Origin of the sequence: Streptomyces fungicidicus (genome assembly GCF_003665435.1) — a bacterium.
Classification (GTDB): domain Bacteria; phylum Actinomycetota; class Actinomycetes; order Streptomycetales; family Streptomycetaceae; genus Streptomyces; species Streptomyces fungicidicus.
Genome location: NZ_CP023407.1, coordinates 6,679,961 through 6,696,554 on the forward strand (window position 1 = coordinate 6,679,961; position 16,594 = coordinate 6,696,554).

15 protein-coding genes are annotated in these 16,594 nt (G+C 73.5%); 7 read left to right on the plus strand and 8 right to left on the minus strand.

Translation table 11 applies throughout. The annotated features are described in order from the left end of the window. Window positions 1-96: 96 nt before the first annotated feature. Together CNQ36_RS30015 and CNQ36_RS30020 are read left to right on the plus strand one after the other, a co-directional pair. Window positions 97-1,914: an ABC transporter ATP-binding protein gene (locus CNQ36_RS30015; RefSeq protein ID WP_228313108.1), complete on the plus strand. Its 1,818-nt coding sequence runs from the start codon at window positions 97-99 to the stop codon at window positions 1,912-1,914. Continuing rightward, window positions 1,911-3,656 carry an ABC transporter ATP-binding protein gene (locus tag CNQ36_RS30020; protein ID WP_163013393.1) on the plus strand — a complete coding sequence of 582 codons (1,746 nt, stop codon included), beginning with the start codon at window positions 1,911-1,913 and terminating at the stop codon, window positions 3,654-3,656. The genes CNQ36_RS30015 and CNQ36_RS30020 overlap by 4 nt, the downstream gene beginning before the upstream one ends. 64 nt (window positions 3,657-3,720) lie before the next feature. Here CNQ36_RS30020 and CNQ36_RS30025 read toward each other — a convergent pair whose 3' ends face one another. Together CNQ36_RS30025 and CNQ36_RS30030 are read right to left on the minus strand one after the other, a co-directional pair. Continuing rightward, window positions 3,721-3,927 (minus strand): tautomerase family protein, encoded by a 207-nt coding sequence (locus CNQ36_RS30025; RefSeq protein ID WP_040905972.1) that lies wholly within the window; start codon window positions 3,925-3,927, stop codon window positions 3,721-3,723. Further along, a complete protein-coding gene (locus CNQ36_RS30030; protein ID WP_121548274.1) occupies window positions 3,914-5,212 on the minus strand; it encodes a DegT/DnrJ/EryC1/StrS family aminotransferase in 1,299 nt (432 codons plus the stop codon). Before CNQ36_RS30030 ends, CNQ36_RS30025 begins: the two co-directional genes overlap by 14 nt. Window positions 5,213-5,460: 248 nt before the next feature. Here CNQ36_RS30030 and CNQ36_RS30035 point away from each other — a divergent pair, with 248 nt between their 5' ends. Then, window positions 5,461-6,510: an LLM class flavin-dependent oxidoreductase gene (locus tag CNQ36_RS30035; RefSeq protein WP_240659454.1), complete on the plus strand. Its 1,050-nt coding sequence runs from the start codon at window positions 5,461-5,463 to the stop codon at window positions 6,508-6,510. Here CNQ36_RS30035 and CNQ36_RS30040 read toward each other — a convergent pair. After that, window positions 6,444-7,250, minus strand: coding sequence for an AfsR/SARP family transcriptional regulator (locus CNQ36_RS30040; protein ID WP_121548275.1), 807 nt, complete (start codon window positions 7,248-7,250; stop codon window positions 6,444-6,446). The two genes, CNQ36_RS30035 and CNQ36_RS30040, sit on opposite strands and share 67 nt — an antisense overlap. 210 nt (window positions 7,251-7,460) lie before the next feature. On the opposite strand from CNQ36_RS30040, the gene solA reads away from it, so the two are divergent. After that, window positions 7,461-8,603, plus strand: coding sequence for an N-methyl-L-tryptophan oxidase (gene solA / locus CNQ36_RS30045; RefSeq protein ID WP_121548276.1), 1,143 nt, complete (start codon window positions 7,461-7,463; stop codon window positions 8,601-8,603). Window positions 8,604-8,626: 23 nt separating this feature from the next. Continuing rightward, window positions 8,627-9,148: a flavin reductase family protein gene (locus CNQ36_RS30050; RefSeq protein ID WP_004924007.1), complete on the plus strand. Its 522-nt coding sequence runs from the start codon at window positions 8,627-8,629 to the stop codon at window positions 9,146-9,148. Between the two features lie 163 nt (window positions 9,149-9,311). Here the strand turns inward: CNQ36_RS30050 and CNQ36_RS30055 are convergent, their stop codons facing one another. Further along, a complete protein-coding gene (locus CNQ36_RS30055; RefSeq protein ID WP_121548277.1) occupies window positions 9,312-10,064 on the minus strand; it encodes a sirohydrochlorin chelatase in 753 nt (250 codons plus the stop codon). Between the two features lie 100 nt (window positions 10,065-10,164). Further along, entirely contained in the window at window positions 10,165-11,001 is an 837-nt protein-coding gene (locus CNQ36_RS30060; protein WP_228313109.1) for an AfsR/SARP family transcriptional regulator, read from the minus strand. A 211-nt stretch (window positions 11,002-11,212) separates the two neighbouring features. Between CNQ36_RS30060 and CNQ36_RS30065 the strand changes: the two genes are divergently transcribed. Next, window positions 11,213-12,013 (plus strand): AfsR/SARP family transcriptional regulator, encoded by an 801-nt coding sequence (locus CNQ36_RS30065; RefSeq protein ID WP_121548278.1) that lies wholly within the window; start codon window positions 11,213-11,215, stop codon window positions 12,011-12,013. Window positions 12,014-12,042: 29 nt separating this feature from the next. Here CNQ36_RS30065 and CNQ36_RS30070 read toward each other — a convergent pair whose 3' ends face one another. From CNQ36_RS30070 to CNQ36_RS30080, 3 genes are read right to left on the minus strand one after another with little or no spacing between them, the layout of a single operon-like run. Further along, entirely contained in the window at window positions 12,043-12,861 is an 819-nt protein-coding gene (locus CNQ36_RS30070; RefSeq protein WP_121548279.1) for a DeoR/GlpR family DNA-binding transcription regulator, read from the minus strand. 25 nt (window positions 12,862-12,886) lie between these two features. Beyond that, window positions 12,887-13,891, minus strand: a complete 1,005-nt coding sequence (pdxA, locus tag CNQ36_RS30075) for a 4-hydroxythreonine-4-phosphate dehydrogenase PdxA (protein WP_121548280.1) — start codon at window positions 13,889-13,891, stop codon at window positions 12,887-12,889. Beyond that, window positions 13,888-15,405 (minus strand): four-carbon acid sugar kinase family protein, encoded by a 1,518-nt coding sequence (locus tag CNQ36_RS30080; RefSeq protein ID WP_228313110.1) that lies wholly within the window; start codon window positions 15,403-15,405, stop codon window positions 13,888-13,890. The genes pdxA and CNQ36_RS30080 overlap by 4 nt, the downstream gene beginning before the upstream one ends. A 145-nt stretch (window positions 15,406-15,550) precedes the next feature. Between CNQ36_RS30080 and CNQ36_RS30085 the strand changes: the two genes are divergently transcribed. Further along, complete coding sequence (locus CNQ36_RS30085; RefSeq protein ID WP_121548282.1) at window positions 15,551-16,564, plus strand: aldo/keto reductase; 1,014 nt, start codon at window positions 15,551-15,553, stop codon at window positions 16,562-16,564. Window positions 16,565-16,594: the final 30 nt, after the last annotated feature.

The window sequence follows — 16,594 nt, forward strand, 5'->3', positions numbered from 1 at the left end:
CATCGTATGGTGGGCTGAGTTTATTACCCAGTGGGTAGTAGCATCTACTATTACCCACTGGGTAGTAACCCCCCGCATCCGAATTGGAGGACGACGATGGCCGCGGAACCCGCCGCGCTTCCGTCATTACTGCAGCCCGTCCGTAAGCGACTGGCTCTGGCGGTGCTCTGCCAGGCAGTCGCCGCCCTGCTCAACATCGCCCCGTTCGTAGCCGTCGCCGAGCTGGCCAGGGTGCTGCTCGCGGACGGCTCGCTGGACCACGACCGCGCCTGGACCGTCACCGCGATCGCCGGCGCCTGCCTCCTCGTACGGCTGCTGTTCCTGCTGGCCGCCAGCGTCGTCAGCCACCTCGCGGAGAACGACCTGCAGCTGTCCGTCCGCCGGCTGCTCATCGGCCGGCTCGACCGGGTCCCGCTGGGCTGGTTCTCCGGCCGCGGCGGCGGCGCCGTCAAGAAGGCCGTGCAGGACGACGTGCACGCGCTGCACCACCTGGTCGCGCACTCGCTCCTGGAGCTGACCTCCGCGGTGATCGTGCCGCTGTCGACGCTCGCCTACCTGTTCTGGGTCGACTGGCGCCTGGCGCTGATCACGATGATCCCGCTGGTCCTCGGCATCGGCCTGTTCGGCCGCACCGGCGCGGCGTTCAAGAAGAACCTGCCCGCGCTGGACGCCGCGATGACCGACATCAACGGCGCGGCCGTGGAGTTCGTCCAGGGCATCGCCGTGGTGAAGACCTTCGGCCAGACCCGGCGCGCCCACCGCCGCTACACCGACGCGGCGGACCGCTTCGCGTCGTTCTTCCGCGGCTGGGTCGATTCCCTTGCCGCGCCCAGGGCGCTGTCCGAGATCGTGCTCTCGGCGCCCGTGATGCTGTTCACCGTCCTGCTCGGCGGCACCGCCCTGATCACCGCCGGCCGCACCGCCCCCGAGGACCTGGTCCCGTTCGCGCTGCTGGGCGTCGGCATCACCACCCCGGTGCTGACGATCAGCTTCGCCGAGGAGGAGGTCCGCGCGGCGAAGGCCGCCGCGGACCGCATCGGTGAGGTCCTGGCCACTCCCGCGCTGCCCGTGCCGGAGCGGCCCGCCACGGCGGGATCCGGAGCGGTCACCTTCGAGGCCGTCGGCTTCTCCTACGACGGCGAGCACCGCGTCCTGGAGGGCGTGGACCTGACCCTGGCCCCCGGCACGACCACCGCGCTGGTCGGCCCCTCGGGCTCGGGGAAGAGCACGCTGGCGTCGCTGCTGCCGCGCTTCTGGGACCCGGACGAGGGCACCATCCGCGTCGGCGGCACGGACCTGCGGGACATCGCCTCCGAGGAGGTGTACGGCCGGATGTCCTTCGTCTTCCAGGAGGTGCGCCTGCTGCGCGACACCGTCCGCGCCAACCTGCTGATCGCCCGCCCGGACGCCACCGACGAGGAACTGCGGGACGCCGCGCGGCGCGCCCGCATCCACGACCGCGTCACCGAACTGCCGCGCGGCTACGACTCCGTGGTCGGCGAGGACGCCCGGTTCTCCGGAGGAGAGGCGCAGCGCCTGTCCATCGCCCGGGCGATGCTCGCCGACGCCCCCGTACTCGTCCTGGACGAGGCCACCGCGTACGCGGACCCGGAGTCGGAGGCGGCCGTGCAGGACGCCCTGTCGGAACTCACCCGCGGCCGCACCCTGATGGTCATCGCGCACCGTCTGTCCACGGTGAAGGACGCCGACCAGATCGTCGTCCTCGACGCAGGGCGGGTGGCGGAGCGCGGCACCCACGACGAACTGCTGGCCCTGAACGGCACGTACGCCGGGATGTGGCGGGCCCACGAGCACAGCACCGTCTGGCGGCCCGGCAGCCCGGACGAGTCCGCCGCCGTCCGACCCGCGGTCGAGCCCGCGGCCCCGTCCGCGGTCGAGGAGGCCGTCCGATGATCCGTCAACTGATGTCCGTGGTCGGCCCCGCCGAACGGCGGCTGCTGCGGAAGGTACTCGCGCTCCAGGTCCTCGGCGCGGTCCTGCAGGCGGTGGCGTTCGTACTGATCGTGCCGGTGCTCGAACGGCTGCTGGGCGACGAGCCCGACCAGGCCTGGCCGTGGGTGTGGGCGCTGGCCGCCGCGGCCGCGGCCCAGTCGGTGGTCCACTACTGGGCCACCAAGGCAGGCTTCCAGGCGGGCGCCGCGCTCTCCCGGGTGCTGCACCACCGCATCGGCGACCATGTCTCCGAGCTGCCGCTCGGCTGGTTCGGCCCCACCCGTACCGGGGAACTGAGCACGCTCACCACCCAGTCCGTGATGGGCATCATGCGCGTCCCCGGGTATCTGTTCCGCCCGCTGATCGGCGGACTGCTCACCCCGGCCGCGGTGGTGGTGCTCATGTACCTGTTCGACTGGCGGCTGGCGCTCGCCGCGACCTGCACGGCCCCGTTCATCGCGGTGGTCCTGCGCTGGAGCACCCAGCGCACCGCCACCGCCGACCGGATGCGCGCCGGGACCATGACGGAGGCGGCCAACCGGGTCATCGAGTACGCCGAGGTGCAGCCGGTGCTGCGCGCCTTCCCCGGATCGAGGGCGGCCGGCGGCAGCCGGCTCGACGAGGCGCTGGCCGCGCAGCGGGACGCCGGACGGCAGGTCATGAGGGCCGGCGTGCCGGGCCAGATCGGCTTCACGCTGACGGTGCAGGCGGCCTTCACGGTGATCCTCGTGTACGGCACCTATCTCGCCCTCGGCGGCTCGCTCGACGTGCCCGAGCTGCTGGCCCTGCTGGTGCTCGCCGCGCGGTTCGTGGAGCCGATGGCGGAGGCCGCCAACCTCGGCTCCGCGCTGCGCTCGGCGAGCGCGGCCCTCGGCCGGGTGCAGCGGGTGCTGGACGAGGAGCCGCTGCCCGAACCGGAGCACCCGGCCCACCCGGCCGGCACGGACATCGAGTTCGACGCGGTGGAGTTCGCGTACGACAGCGGCCGCAAGGTGCTGGACGGCGTCGGCTTCCGCATCCCCGAGCACACCATGACCGCGCTGATCGGGCCGTCCGGTTCCGGCAAGACGACGGTCGCCCGGCTGATCGCCCGGTTCTGGGACGTGCACGGGGGCGCCGTGCGCATCGGCGGCGTGGACGTGCGGGAGCTGCCGGCCGAGGACCTGATGTCCCGTATCTCGGTGGTGTTCCAGGACGTCTACCTCTTCGAGGGCACCATCGAGGACAACATCCGGGCCGGCCGTCCCGAGGCGACCGACGAGGAGGTGCGCCGGGCCGCCACCCTGGCGCGGGTCGACGAGATCGCCGAGCGGCTGCCCGGCGGCTGGTCGACGCAGGTCGGCGCGGGCGGCGCGGGCCTGTCCGGCGGTGAGCGGCAGCGCATCTCCATCGCCCGGGCGCTGCTCAAGGACGCGCCGATCGTGCTGCTGGACGAGGCCACGTCGTCCCTGGACCCGGCGAACGAACGGGCCGTCCAGGAGGCCCTGTCGGAGCTGACCCGGGACCGCACCCTGCTGGTGATCGCGCACCGGCTGCAGACGGTGCGGGCCGCCGACCAGATCCTGGTCCTCGACGGCGGGCACATCGTCCAGCGCGGCACGCACGACGAGCTCATCGCCCAGGAGGGCCGCTACGCCGACTTCTGGGCCGAGCGCAGCCGCAGCCGCGGCTGGCGGCTGGCGAAGACCCCCGTGGCCAACTGAGAATCCCCCGGCGGGACCGCTCTCGCGGTCCCGCCGGGGGATCGGTGTGGCCGCCGCTCCCGGTTCACCCCCGTGCCGAGAGCGGCGGCTTCCCCGGTACGCCCGCGATGCCCCAGCGGGTGGCGGGCACCTCCTGGAGGACGACCCAGGTCGCGGCCCGCGCCGAGTCGCCGAAGACCTCGGCGACCGCGTCGGTGATCCGGGCGATCAGCTCCGTCTCGGTGGCGCCGTCCAGTCGGCCCTCGTAGAGCTTGACGTCAATGAGCGGCATGTGAGGTCTCCTTCATGCTCGGTACGGTCGTACGGCTCCCGGTACGGCTCTCGGCGTTCTCGATCACGGCGCGCGCGTCCTCCAGGGCCGCGTCCAGCGCGTCGGCCAGGTGGTCCACCTGCTCGTCGCTCAGCCCCGGATGGCAGGGCAGGTTGACGTGCTCGGTGAACCACAGCTCCTCGGCGACCGGGCACTCGCCGGGCTCATGCCCGCGGGATCGCCACTCCGGCAGCAGATGCAGCGGGAAGTAGCGCAGCTGCACCTCGACGCCCCGCGCGTCGAGCCCCCGCACCAGCGCCTCACGGGTGCCGCGGGGTCCCGACACGAAGCACGTGTACAGGTGCTGGGCGTGGTGCACGCCGGGACGCGGACGGCCGGCCCGGGCGTGCGGATGGCGGTCCACCACCGCGTTCAGCCGCGCCGCGATGGCGCGCCGCCGCTCGACGAGGCTCTCCAGCCGGTCGAGCTGGTGCAGCCCCACCACACAGGCGGCCTCGGACAGCGTCGCGTTGGTGCCGCTGCGGCGCACGCCCAGGCAGGCGTCCCGGTACACCGACGACGAGTACTTCATCCAGGGCAGCAGCTCCGGCGCGTCCAGCGGCGACGCGCTCCCGTCGACGAACACCCCGTCGACCTCGTTCGAGCGCAGCCGGTCGATCCGCTCCGCCCAGTCGTCGCGGTCGAAGGTGAGCATGCCGCCCTCGCCGAGCGTGGTGATGTTCTTCGAGGAGTGGAAGCTGAAGCAGCCGATGTCGCCGAGCGAGCCCGGACGCCGGCCGTCGTAGCGGGCTCCGAGCGCGTGCGCGCAGTCCTCGACGACCAGGATGCCCCGCTCCCTGGCCATGGTCACGATCTCGTCCATCTCGGCGGGCCAGCCGCCGTAGTGGACCAGCAGGATGGCCCGGGTCCGGTCGTTGATCAGGCCCTTCAGCACGGCCGGGTCCATGTTCAGCGACTCGCGGTCGATGTCGCAGAACCGCACCCGGACCTGTCGGTCGAGCAGGGGCTGTACGGTCGCCTGGAACGTCTGCGGGGTGACGACGACCTCGTCGCCCGGCGCCAGGTCGAGCAGGTGGACGGCGAGTTCGAGGGCGACGGTTCCGCTGGTGACGCTCAGCGCGTACCGGGTGCCGGCGTACTCGCTGAAACGCCGCTCGAACCGCTCCCTCCAGGTGCCCATGGACAGTGATTCACCGGATTCGAGCAGCTGTCCGAGAGCCGTCGCCTCCGTCGCACCGAGGATGCTTCCGCGACTCGCGTACGGAACTTTGTAGGCCCCGTGCATAAGTACCCTCCGGCAGGATTCGGGGATTGATTTCCCGTCGCCGACTGGGGCGACGCACCTGACTCTACGATTGTGACCTGCCCGCCGAGAAAGCAAATCGGAGACGCTGACAGCGATTTGACATGCCGTCAATCTCACGGAGAACGCTTGCCTCCGAAGATCCCCCCGGACCATGATTCGGAGCGAACCGAACGAGAGGGTCGTGCACCCAGTCGAACACGAGGGGCGAAGCGTTTATGAAATTCGGCGTGAATTTCTTTCCGGTGATCGATCCCGCGCAGAAGAGCGCCACGGCCTACTACGAGGAGACGCTCCGCCTCGTGGAACTGGCGGAGGCCCTGGACTTTGAACACGTCCAGACGGTGGAGCACTACTTCACCGGGTACGGCGGCTACTCCCCGGACCCGGTCACCCTGCTGACCGCGATGGCCGCCCGCACCAGCCGCATCCGGATCGCCTCGGGCGCGGTCGTCCCCGCCTTCACCCACCCGGTGAAGCTGGCCGGCAAGCTGGCCATGCTCGACCACCTCTCGCACGGCCGGCTCGACGTCGGCTTCGGACGGGGCTTCCTGCCCACGGAGTTCGAGGCGTTCGGCATCCCCATGGACGAGAGCCGGGCCCGGTTCGACGAGGGCGTCGAGGCGTGCGTGCGGCTGTGGAGCGAGGAGGACGTGGTCTTCGAGGGCCGCTTCCACCGCTTCGGCCCCGTCACCCTGCTGCCCCGGCCCTACCAGGCGCCGCACCCGCCGGTCTTCATCGCCTCCGCGACCAGCGCGGAATCCTGCGCGGCCGCCGGCACGGCCGGCCACCACCTCCAGGTGGTGCCGTCGGTCACCAGCGCCGAACAGCTCTCCGCGATGCTGCAGAAGTACCGGGCGGCATGGGACGAGGCGGGCCACGATCCGGCCGCCCGCCGCATTCAGATCAAGTACACCTGCTATCTCGCGGACGACGCCGCTCAGGCCCGCCGCACCGGGGAATTCTACGAGCGTTCCTACATCGAGCACATGGCGAAGGCGGTGGAGCCGCTCGCGAACGGGAACCGGGCCGATTACCCGGGTTACGAGAAATTCCTGGAGAAGGCCCGGAATTACGACTTCGCGGCGTCCCTCGCGGCGAACAAGGTGTTCGCGGGCGACGCGGCACAGGTACGGGCACAGCTGGAGAGGACCCGCGAGGAGTACGGCGCGGACCTGTCCGTCAGCCTGCAGTTCAACCCCGGCGGCCTCGCCTACGGCCTCGCGGCCCGCGCCATGGAGCTGTTCGCCCAGGAGGTGGCCCCCGCCTTCACCGGCTGAGGTGCCCGGCCGGCGGCGGACCCCACGAGCAGCGACAGCTGCTCCACCTGGAAGCGCAGCAGCCGCTGCTCGTCGACGAGTTCGTCGACCCGGGCCCGCAGCCGCCCCAGCTCGCCCCCCTCCTCCGGCCGGCCCGCGCCGCCCCCTCCCCGCACGGGAAGCGGGCGGCGCGGGAGGTCCGGGGGACACGGGTCCCCCGGTGCGGCGGCGGCGCGCGCCCGGGTCTCGTACAGCAGCTCCAGCGCGGCCAGCCGCTCCTCCTCCAGTTCGGCCGCCGCCCCCGCGCACAGCGGACCACTGGTGCTGCCGGCCATCGCGGGACCCCGCCACAGCCCCAGGGCCTCCTCCAGCAGCGCGCAGGCGCCGAGCGGGTCGCCCGCCAGCAGCGTCCCGGCCTTCGCCACGCCCAGCCGGAACCGGGCGCTGTCCAGCTCCTCGGGGCGCGCCTCGAGCACATAGCCGGTGTCACGGGCGACCAGCCGCGGCATGTTGGCCCGCGACGGCTCCGCCTCGATCAGTAGCTGCCGCAGCCGCGACGCGTGGGCCTGGAGGGCGTTCACCGCCTTGCCGGGCGCGCACCCCCTCCACAGCTCGTCGATCAGCCGGGCCGCCGGCACGGGAACGCCGGGCCGGACCAGCAGCGCCCCGAGGAGCTGCCGCTGTTTGGGACTGGTCAGGGGCACCCACCGGTCCGCGACGTCGTCGTGGACCTCGGGGACGCCCAGCACTCGAAACTGCATTCGCACCTCCGTGGTCGCACACCCCTGCTCCGTCCCAGCTGACCCCGGACGGCCGTGCGCCCGCCTGAGTGCCCGGTACTCAACTGGGCCCGCCACCCGCCGGGGCGGGGCGCCGGCGGACTGAGTGGCGGCTACTCACGATCGGCCGCCCGCACCGTGATGGTCTTGTTCGGACGCGAGTCACAGCCACGGGTGAGGAGTTGAGGACGCATGGCGCGGTGGGACGCGGAGGTCGCGGTGGTCGGCCTGGGAGCGTGGGGAGCGTGCGCGCTGTGGCAGCTCGCCGAACGCGGGGTCGACGTCGTCGGCGTCGAACGCCATGAGCCGGGCCACTCCCTGGGCTCCTCGCACGGCGGTTCGCGCATGTTCCGTGTCACCTGCCTGGAGCACCCGGGGCTCGTCCCGCTGGCCCGGCGCTCCCGTGAGCTGTGGAGCCGGCTGGAGGACTCCGCCGACCAGCAGCTGTTCTTCCCGGTCGGCGGCCTGCTGATCGGCCCGAAGGACGGCCGGGTCGCGGGCGGCACGCTGACCGCCGCGTACCGGCACGGCATCGAGGTGAGCACCCTCACCGCGCAGGCGCTGCGCTTCCACTACCCCCGCCATGTGCGGGTGCCCGAGGGCCACATCGGGGTCCGGGAGCCGTCCGCCGGCATCATCCGGCCGGAGCTGTCGATACGCGCGGCGGTGAACCGGGCCGAGAAGTACGGCGCCCGGGTCCTCACCGATACCAGGATCGCCACCTACGACCTGGTGCCCGACGGTGTGGTGCTGCGCACCTCCCAGGGCGAACTGCGCGTGCGGCAGGTGGTGTTCACCGTCGGCTCCTGGCTCTCCTCGCTGGTCGACGGGCTGCCGCTGCGGACCGTGCGGATGCCCATCACCTGGTACCGGCCGCTGGAGCAGGGCGACGAGAGCTTCGCCCTGGAGCAGTTCCCGGTCTTCATGCGGGAGCTGGACGACGGCACGATCCTGTGGGGCAACGGCACGGAGGGCGGCCACGACGTCAAGCTGGGCATCGAGGACCGGGCCGACGCGCTGCCCCTCGACCCCGAGGCGTACGACCGCTCGGTCGGGCCGGGGGACTGGTTCGCCCTGACCTCGCTGCTCCCGGCCAAGCTGCCCGGTCTGGAACCGCTGCCGTCCAAGGTGGCGGTCTGCATGCTGACCCGCACGCCGGACGGGCAGTTCGTCATCGGCCGGCCCGGCGGCGATCCCCGCGTGGTGGTGGCCGGCGGCGACAACGCGCACGGCTTCAAGCACGCCACCGGTATCGGGGAGGCGCTCGCCGAGATCGTGCGGGGCGAGGAGACGACGGTGCCCATCGGCTTCATGTCCCCGAACCGCTTCGGCTGAACCGCGACCCCAGGAGGGCGACCATGACGTCGACACCCACTTCGCAGCAGGCGCCGCTGGTGAGCGCCCGCCAGTTCCGTGACGCGATGGCCGAGCTGGCCTCGCCGGTGACCGTGGTGACCGTCCCGGACGGCACGGGCGGACGCCGGGGCTGCACGGCGAGCTCGGTGACGTCGCTCTCCCTCGACCCGCCGCTCCTCCAGGTCGCCGTCGCCCACACCTCCAGCTGTCACCAGGCCCTGGTCGAGTCGGAGGAGTTCGTCGTCCACGTCCTCGCCGACCGGCACCGCTGGCTGGCCGACCGGTTCGCCCGGCAGAACATCGACCGCTTCGCCGGGTCCGGCTTCACCACCTGGCCCGGCACCGACCTGCCCTGGTTCCCCGACGCGACGGCCGCCTTCCGCTGCCTGACCCGTCAGGCGATCCCGGTCGGCGACCACACCCTCCTGGTCGGCGCCCTCTCCGCCGTACGCCGGGGCCCGTCCCACGACACCCCGTCGGACGCCCTCCTCTGGTACCGCCGCGCCTTCCACACCCTGACCTGACGCCCCGAGCGGCGGTGCCGCCCCCCACCCGGTCGGAAGCTGAGGCGGTGTGCGTGGCCCGCGGGGGCGGTGGCGTTCGTGGGTGGAGTCGGGCGGGGCGTGCCCGGGCGTGGCCCGGAGGCGATGGTGGTGGGGGTTTTGGTCGGTGGGTCCGTGGGTGGGGTCAGGCGGTGGGGGTCAAGGCGGTGGATTCCAGCCAGCGCTCGGTGACCAGGCGGGCCAGCTCCGGGGCGTCCCCGAGCGGTGCGGAGAGGACCTCCGCGCGGGCCGCCACCGCCTCGGCGGCGATGCGGTCGGGGAGCAGGCCGGGAGCCAGTACGTACGGGGCGACCGCCACCCGGCGCACGCCCCGCGCGCGCAGCTCCCGCACCACCGTGCCGGGCCGGGGCTGCGGACCGGTGACGAACGCCGGCCGCACCGCGCGCCAGCCGGCGCGCCGCAGCTCCCGGGCCGCCGCGCCGACCGACTCGATCGCCTCCGGGTCGCGGGAACCCGCCCCGGCCAGCACCACCGCGGTCGTGGACCGGTCGGCGGGGGACAGTCCGGCCTCGAAGAGCCGCCGCTCCACCGCCCGGACGAGCAGCGGGGACCCGCCGAGCACGGCCGCCTGACGCACCTGTGACCCGCCGGCCTCCGCGAGCGCGGCCGGCAGGTCGGTCTTGGCGTGGTAGGCGCGGGTCAGCAGCAGCGGGACCGCCACCGCCGCCGTGGTGCCGGACCGCTCCAGCCGCTCCAGCGCGCCCGCCACCCCCGGTGTGTCGAACTCCAGGAAGGCGGGCGCCACCGTCAGGCCGGGCCGCAGCAGCCGGATCCGGTCGGTCAGGGCCCACACGGTCGCCGCGTGCCGGGGGTCGCGGCTGCCGTGGCTCACGAGCAGCAGCGCCGGCTCCGCAGTGGTCGTACGTACCGCTGTCACCCGCGGACCCCCGATCGGCGCACCCGTACGGCGGTGGATTCCGCCGCCGGAGCACCGTAGCCGGAGCCGGTCACACCGCCCTGACGGTGCGCTGACCGGCTCAGGCGGGCCCACGGCTGTGCAGCGGCTCACCCCCGAGCTCGGCGCGCATGCCCCAGTCCCAGTCGCCGACCACCGTGGCGGGCGCCGGGGAGTCACCGCGGAGCATCCGCTGGTGCGCCTCCCGGACCGCCTCCGAGGGCTCCAGACCGAGCTCGGTCACCAGCCGGGTGTGCAGCCGCCGGTAGGTCTCCAGCGCCTGCCACATCCGGCCGGCCTGGTACTGCGACAGCATCAGCTGGAGGTGGAACCGCTCGTGCAGCGGATAGCGCGCCGCGAGTTCGGTGAGCCTGGCCAGGACCTCGATGCCCCGGCCGAGCGCCAGGTCCGCCGCGACGCAGATCTCGAACGCGCTGAGCCGCGACTCCTGCAGCCGCAGCACCTCCACCCGGAGCACCGGCCCCAGGGGCACGTCGAACAGGACGTCGCCCCGCCACAGTCCCAGGGCCTGGTTGAGCAGCTCGGACGTGAGCCGGTGGTCCCGTTTGCGGGCCGCGGCGAGCCCCGCGGAGACCAGGCTCTCGTGCTGCAGCGCGTCCACTTGGTCAGGTGTCGCGTTGAGCACGTAGCCGCCGTGCGCGGTGGCGAGGATCTCCTTCGCGCGCACCGGTCCGCCGATGCCGCACACCGCGGCGATCCCCCTTCTCAACTGCATCATGTACGTCTGCAAGGTGGCCTGCGCACTGCGCGGCGGCCGGTCGCCCCAGAGTTCGTCGACCAGCTCCCACACCGGCACCGTGCGCCGGGCCCGCAGCGCCAGCAGCGCCAGCACCTGGCGGTGCTTGGCCGCGCTGGGTGTCCAGAAGTCGTCTCCAAAGTTGGCAGTCAGGGTGCCCAACAGCTTGATCTCCACCAGCCAACCTCTCCCCGTGTGTTGCCAGCGACATGATGCTGACACGACGCGCGTAGCTTCAGTAGTGCCCTCGATCACCAGTCCGGTGTGAACGGGCATATGACCGGCCTGGCCGAAACTCGCCTCCAGCGGGAGTCCAGTGCCGCATGAGCTGCGCCTCAAGAAGCGGACGACCGCAGCGTGTGAGGCTTTCGCCATGGAATTCACGCTCCTCGGCCCCGTCGGGATCGTCACGAAGCACGAGCACGTTCCGATCGCCGGCTCCCGTCAACGGATCCTGCTGGCCTCACTTCTCGTCAGCGGAGGCCGGCTGCTGACGAACGAGCAGCTCTACAGCGAGCTGTGGGGGGACGAGCCGCCCCACACCGCCCACAACGCGCTCCAGGCGCAGGTGTCCCGGCTGCGCCGCACACTGAGCCGGCTCGCCGACCCGTCGGAGCCGGCGCCCGCCCTCGTCACCCACTCCGCCGGGTACGTCCTGAAGGCCGACCCCGCGCGGATCGACATGAACGACTTCCGGCGCCGGATCACCGAAGCCAGGGCAGTCGCCGACCGTGACCCGATGGCGGCCGTGGGCCTGCTGGAGTCCGGAATCGCCCTGTGGCAGGGCAAGCCGCTGCAGGACACCGGCACCAGCCCGCTGTGCCACAGCACGGCCGTCCAGCTGGAGGAGGAGTTCCTGGCGGCGCACGAGGCCAAGCTGGAGCTGAAGCTGCGCTGCGGTCTCACCGAGGACGCGATCGGCGAGCTCCGGGCGATCGGCGTGGTGCACCCGTGGCGGGAACGCATCACCGAACTCCTGATGCTCGCCCTGTACCGCGTCGGCCGCCGCGCGGAGGCCCTGGAGACCTACCACAGCACCCGCCGCCAGCTCACCGACCACCTCGGCATCGAGCCGTCCCGCCGGCTGAAGGAGACGCTCCAGGTCATCCTCCGCGAGGACCCGGTGCCGCTGGCGCCGCTCCGCCCGTCACCGCTGTCGGCCCTCGCCCGCTGACCGGGGCGCCCCGGCGGGGAGCGCCGTCCTCAGTCCCCTTCCGCGGGGGCGGGCCGGTCCGGTGACGGTTCGTCCACCGGCTCGGCCAGCACCACCCGCGTACCGCGCCCGGTGAACGCCGCGACGTCGGCGTCCGTCGCCGAGGCGTCCGTGACCAGGGTCCAGCCGGCCGGCAGCTGGGCCCACGCGTGGAACGGGGCCCGGCCCAGTTTCGCCGCGTGGGCCAGGACGTACGTGCGGGCGGCCCGCCGGGCCATCAGTTCCTTCAGGCGGGTCTGCCGCAGGTCCGCCTCGCAGATCCCGCCGTCCGCCGTGACACCGTCCGCGGAGAGGAAGACCCGGTCGAACGTCATCCGTTCCAGCGCCGCCTCCGTCAGCGGGCCCACGAACGCCTGGCTGAGCGGACGCAGCGTCCCGCCCAGGCACTCGACGTGAACGGACTCGACGTCCGCCAGTTCGTGCAGCGCCGTCAGACCGGTGGTGGCGACCGTGAGGTCCTTCGCCGTACGCAGCTCGTGCGCCAGCGCCCCGACCGTCGACCCGGCGTCCAGCAGCACGGTCTCACCGGGCTGTACCTGCGCCGCCGCCCAGCGGGCGATGGCCCGCTTCTGCGCGTACGCCTCCGTGGTGCGCTGCCGCAGCGACGCCTCCGGATGCGCGTTCAGCGCCATCGCCCCGCCGTACGTGCGGGCCAGCCGGCCGTCGGCGGTGAGCCGGGCCAGATCGCGGCGGATCGTTGAGGCGGTCACGCCGAAGTGCCGGGACAGTTCCTCGACGCTGGCCAGGCCGGTGGTGGTGGCGAGTCGCAGGATCTCCTCACGCCGAGCCTGGGATCCGTTGGGCGGCATCAAGTGTCCTTCGCGATACGTGGGTTCAGCGGGCGGTGGACATCTCGGCGGCCTGCCGCAGCGCCTCGATCATGCTACCGGCCTCGGCCTTCCCCGTACCGGCGATGTCGAAAGCCGTGCCGTGGTCGACGGAGGTGCGGATGACCGGGAGGCCGACGGTGAGGTTGACGCCGGCCTCGATGCCGAGCACCTTGACGGGGCCGTGGCCCTGGTCGTGGTACATCGCCACGATGAGGTCGTAGTCGCCCCGGGAGGCCAGGAAGAACGCCGTGTCGGCGGGCAGCGGGCCGCGGGCGTCGATGCCGTCGCGGCGCACCGTCTCCAGCGCCGGGACGATCTTCTCCTCCTCCTCGCCGTACCCGAACAGCCCGTTCTCGCCGGCGTGCGGGTTGATCCCGCAGACCCCGATGACGGGGGCGGCCACCCCGGCCCGGACCATCGCCTCGTGGCCGCGGCGCACGGTCCGCTCGACCAGGCCGGGCTCGATCCGGTTGACGGCGTCGATGAGACCGATGTGGGTGGTGACGTGGATGACCTTCACCTTCTCGGTGGAGAGCATCATCGACACCTCCTCCACCCCGGTGAAGTGGGCCAGCAGTTCGGTGTGCCCGGGGTAGACGTGCCCGGCCGCGTGCAGCGCCTCCTTGTTGAGGGGGGCGGTGCAGATGCCGTCGATCTCCCCGGCGAGGGCCAGCTCGGCGGCCCGCTTGACGTACTCGTAGGCGGCGTTGCCGGCCGCGGCGGACAGCGTGCCCCAGGCCAGGCCGGCGGGGAGCAGTCCGAGGTCGACGACGTTGATCCGGCCCGGTGCGGACTCGGCCGCCGCCGGTGACGGGACGGCCACGATCTCGCAGTCGGCGCCGAGGATCCGGGCGGCCTCCCGCAGCCGCGCGGCGTCACCGATCACCACCGGCCGGCACCGGCCCAGCGTCGCGGCGTCCAGCACGGCGGGCACGATCACCTCGGGCCCGATACCGGCACCGTCGCCCATGGTGACACCGATGAGGGGGAGGGGCTGCTGCGCGTTCACTGGGTGACTCCTTGCTGAGAGGGGCGGAGTGCCGCCGCGATACGGACGAACGAGTCCGGGCCGCCGAAGCTCCCGGGGCGGGTGACGACCGACCGGCCGTCGGTGGTGGTGCAGTGCACGGCGCCGTGGTGGATCTCTCCGACGGGCCGCAGCGTGGTGACGCCGAGCGCGTCCAGCACCCGGCGGGCCGTCTCACCGCCGGTCAGGACGAGGTCCGGACGCCCGGGCAGCGCGGAGACGGCCCGGGCGAGGCCCGCCACGACCGCCCGTGCCGCACCGGCCCGGACCCCGCCGGCGCCGTCCACGGACACCACGGTGACCGTGCCGGGCGCGGGAGCGGGCAGCACGACGGTGTCCGTCCCGGCCAACTGCCCCGGCGCCAGCACGACATGCCGCGCCCCGGCCGCCACCAGCCGCCCCACCTGCTCACCCACCACAGGCTCCGCACTCCCGGCAACGACGAGCAGCCCCCGCCCCCCGGTCCCGACCGTGTCGTACACCGGTACGACCGCCCGGGCGGCCCCCGACGCCGCGTCCGGGCACGTCGCGGTCGGTCCGGCGGGGGAGGGCGGTGAGGCCGGTTCGGTGGTCGCCGTGGCCGGGGTGTGGGTGGCGGCTGTCGGCCCCGTGGCTTCCGCCGGTGCCGTCGGGTGGGTCGCGGCCGGTGTGTGGGTGGCGGACGGTGGGACGGCGGACGGCGGCCGGGTTCCGGCGGAGGGGGGTGTGGGGCGGCGGGAGGTGAGGAGGCGGCCGAGGGCGGCCGCCAGACCGCCGCTGCCCAGCAGCCGGACGCCCGGGCCGAGCAGCGCCGCCGCCGTGGCGATCACCGTCAGGTCGGTGTCGGTCTCCGCGTCGCAGACCGGGTGCCGCCCGTCCGCCGCCACCTCCCGGAACCGGCCGGCCAGGGCGATGGGGCCCCGCCGTACGGTCTCCAGCGGTACGCCGGTGACCGGCAGCGGGGCCAGCGCCCCGGCGACCGACCGCGGCGCCGCGCGCTCCTCGGCGCGCCAGGCAGCGGACTCGTGCAGCGGGACCCCGTCGACCAGGACCACGCCGCCGCGCACCACGCGCCGCGCGGCGGGCAGCGCGGTGGCGACCACCAGGACCTCGGCGTCCTCCGCGAAGGCGGCCGCCTCCGCGCCCACCGGCCCGCGCAGCAGCGAGTCGCACTTCTTGAACCAGAGCGGACCCCCGTCCACCGCACCGGAATTGACTGCGCGAAACGCGCGCCCCTCCGCGAGGTTCCCGTCCGCGTCGCGGCCGGCGCCGGACGAGACCCGCCCCGCCGCGCGCACCGCGCGTACCGCGGCCCGTACGGCAGCCGCGGCGGCCCCCTCGTCCAGGTACCGCGAGTCGAGGTCCACCACGACGGCCTCACCGGGGGCCGGGGAGAGCCCCAGGTCGGCCGGTCGCAGTACGAGCCGCGCGGGCAGGCCCAGCAGCGCGGCGACCTCCGCCGCCCCCGACAGGTCGTCGGCGAGCGCGACCACCGTGGTGTCGTCCCGACGGCACACGCGGACCTCCTCCAAGAACTCGGCGTCGCAGTGCCCCGATGATGACATAGCTTGCGTGATTCGCGCGAGACTCTTGCGCATAACGCGCAGTCATGCGAGCGTTCACACACCGAGAACCAACCGCCCGCACCGGAAGGAACCGCTCGTGAGCACCGGCACCCGCACCGGCCCGCACGGAAGCCCGCAGGGAATCGGACTCCCGTCCGTCCCCGTACCGCTCTCCCGTCTGGTCCTGGGCACCATGACGTTCGGCGACACCGTCGACCGCGCCGGCGCCGCCGCCATGCTGGACACCGCCCTCGACGCCGGCCTCACCGGCGTCGACACGGCCAACGGCTACGCGGGCGGCGAGAGCGAGCGGATCCTCGCCGAGCTGCTGCCCGGCCGCCGGGACCGGATCGTGCTCGCCACCAAGGCCGGCATCCCGCACCCCGACCAGGGCGAGCACGCCCCGCTCTCCCGGGCCGGCCTGCGCGCCGCCCTGGAGGGCAGCCTCAAGCGGCTCGGCACCGACCACGTGGACCTCTTCTACCTGCACCAGCCGGACCGCAGCACCCCGCTCACCGAGACCCTGGGAGCCGTGGCGGAGTTCGTCGCGGAGGGGAAGGTCCGCGCCCTCGGCGTCTCCAACTTCGCCGCCTGGCAGATCGCCGAACTGACCCGCGCCGCCGACGCGACCGGCGCCCCGCGCCCCGTGGTCGCCCAGCAGCTGCACAACCTCCTCGCCCGCCGGATCGAGGAGGAGTACACCGAGTACGCGGCGGTGAGCGGTCTGCGCACCATGGTCTACAACCCGCTCGGCGGCGGCCTCCTCACCGGCCGGCACCGCTTCGGGGCCGACCCCGCCACCGGCCGCTTCGGCGACTCCAAACTCGCCGCGATGTACCGGGACCGCTACTGGAACGAGGACCTCTTCGGAGCCGTCGGCCGGCTCACCGCGATCGCCGACGAGGCCGGCCTCCCGCTCACCGAACTCGCCCTCCGCTGGCTGCTGGACCGCCCCTCCACCGACGCCCTGCTGCTCGGCGGCTCCCGGCCGGAGCACCTGCGCGCCAACATCGCCGCCGCACAGGCCGGCCCGCTGCCGGCGGACGTCACCGCCGCCTGCGACGCCCTCGGCGCCGCCCTCCGCGGCCCGATGCCCGCGTACAACCGCTGACCCCCCGATACCCGCAGTCCGGAGACCTCT

Coding starts and splice junctions, on each gene's coding strand:
- CNQ36_RS30015 (WP_228313108.1), top strand. CDS start 97: ATGGCCGCGGAACCCGCCGCGCTTCCGTCATTACTGCAGCCCGTCCGT.
- CNQ36_RS30020 (WP_163013393.1), top strand. CDS start 1,911: ATGATCCGTCAACTGATGTCCGTGGTCGGCCCCGCCGAACGGCGGCTG.
- CNQ36_RS30025 (WP_040905972.1), bottom strand. CDS start 3,927: ATGCCGCTCATTGACGTCAAGCTCTACGAGGGCCGACTGGACGGCGCC.
- CNQ36_RS30030 (WP_121548274.1), bottom strand. CDS start 5,212: ATGCACGGGGCCTACAAAGTTCCGTACGCGAGTCGCGGAAGCATCCTC.
- CNQ36_RS30040 (WP_121548275.1), bottom strand. CDS start 7,250: ATGCAGTTTCGAGTGCTGGGCGTCCCCGAGGTCCACGACGACGTCGCG.
- solA (WP_121548276.1), top strand. CDS start 7,461: ATGGCGCGGTGGGACGCGGAGGTCGCGGTGGTCGGCCTGGGAGCGTGG.
- CNQ36_RS30050 (WP_004924007.1), top strand. CDS start 8,627: ATGACGTCGACACCCACTTCGCAGCAGGCGCCGCTGGTGAGCGCCCGC.
- CNQ36_RS30065 (WP_121548278.1), top strand. CDS start 11,213: ATGGAATTCACGCTCCTCGGCCCCGTCGGGATCGTCACGAAGCACGAG.
- CNQ36_RS30070 (WP_121548279.1), bottom strand. CDS start 12,861: ATGCCGCCCAACGGATCCCAGGCTCGGCGTGAGGAGATCCTGCGACTC.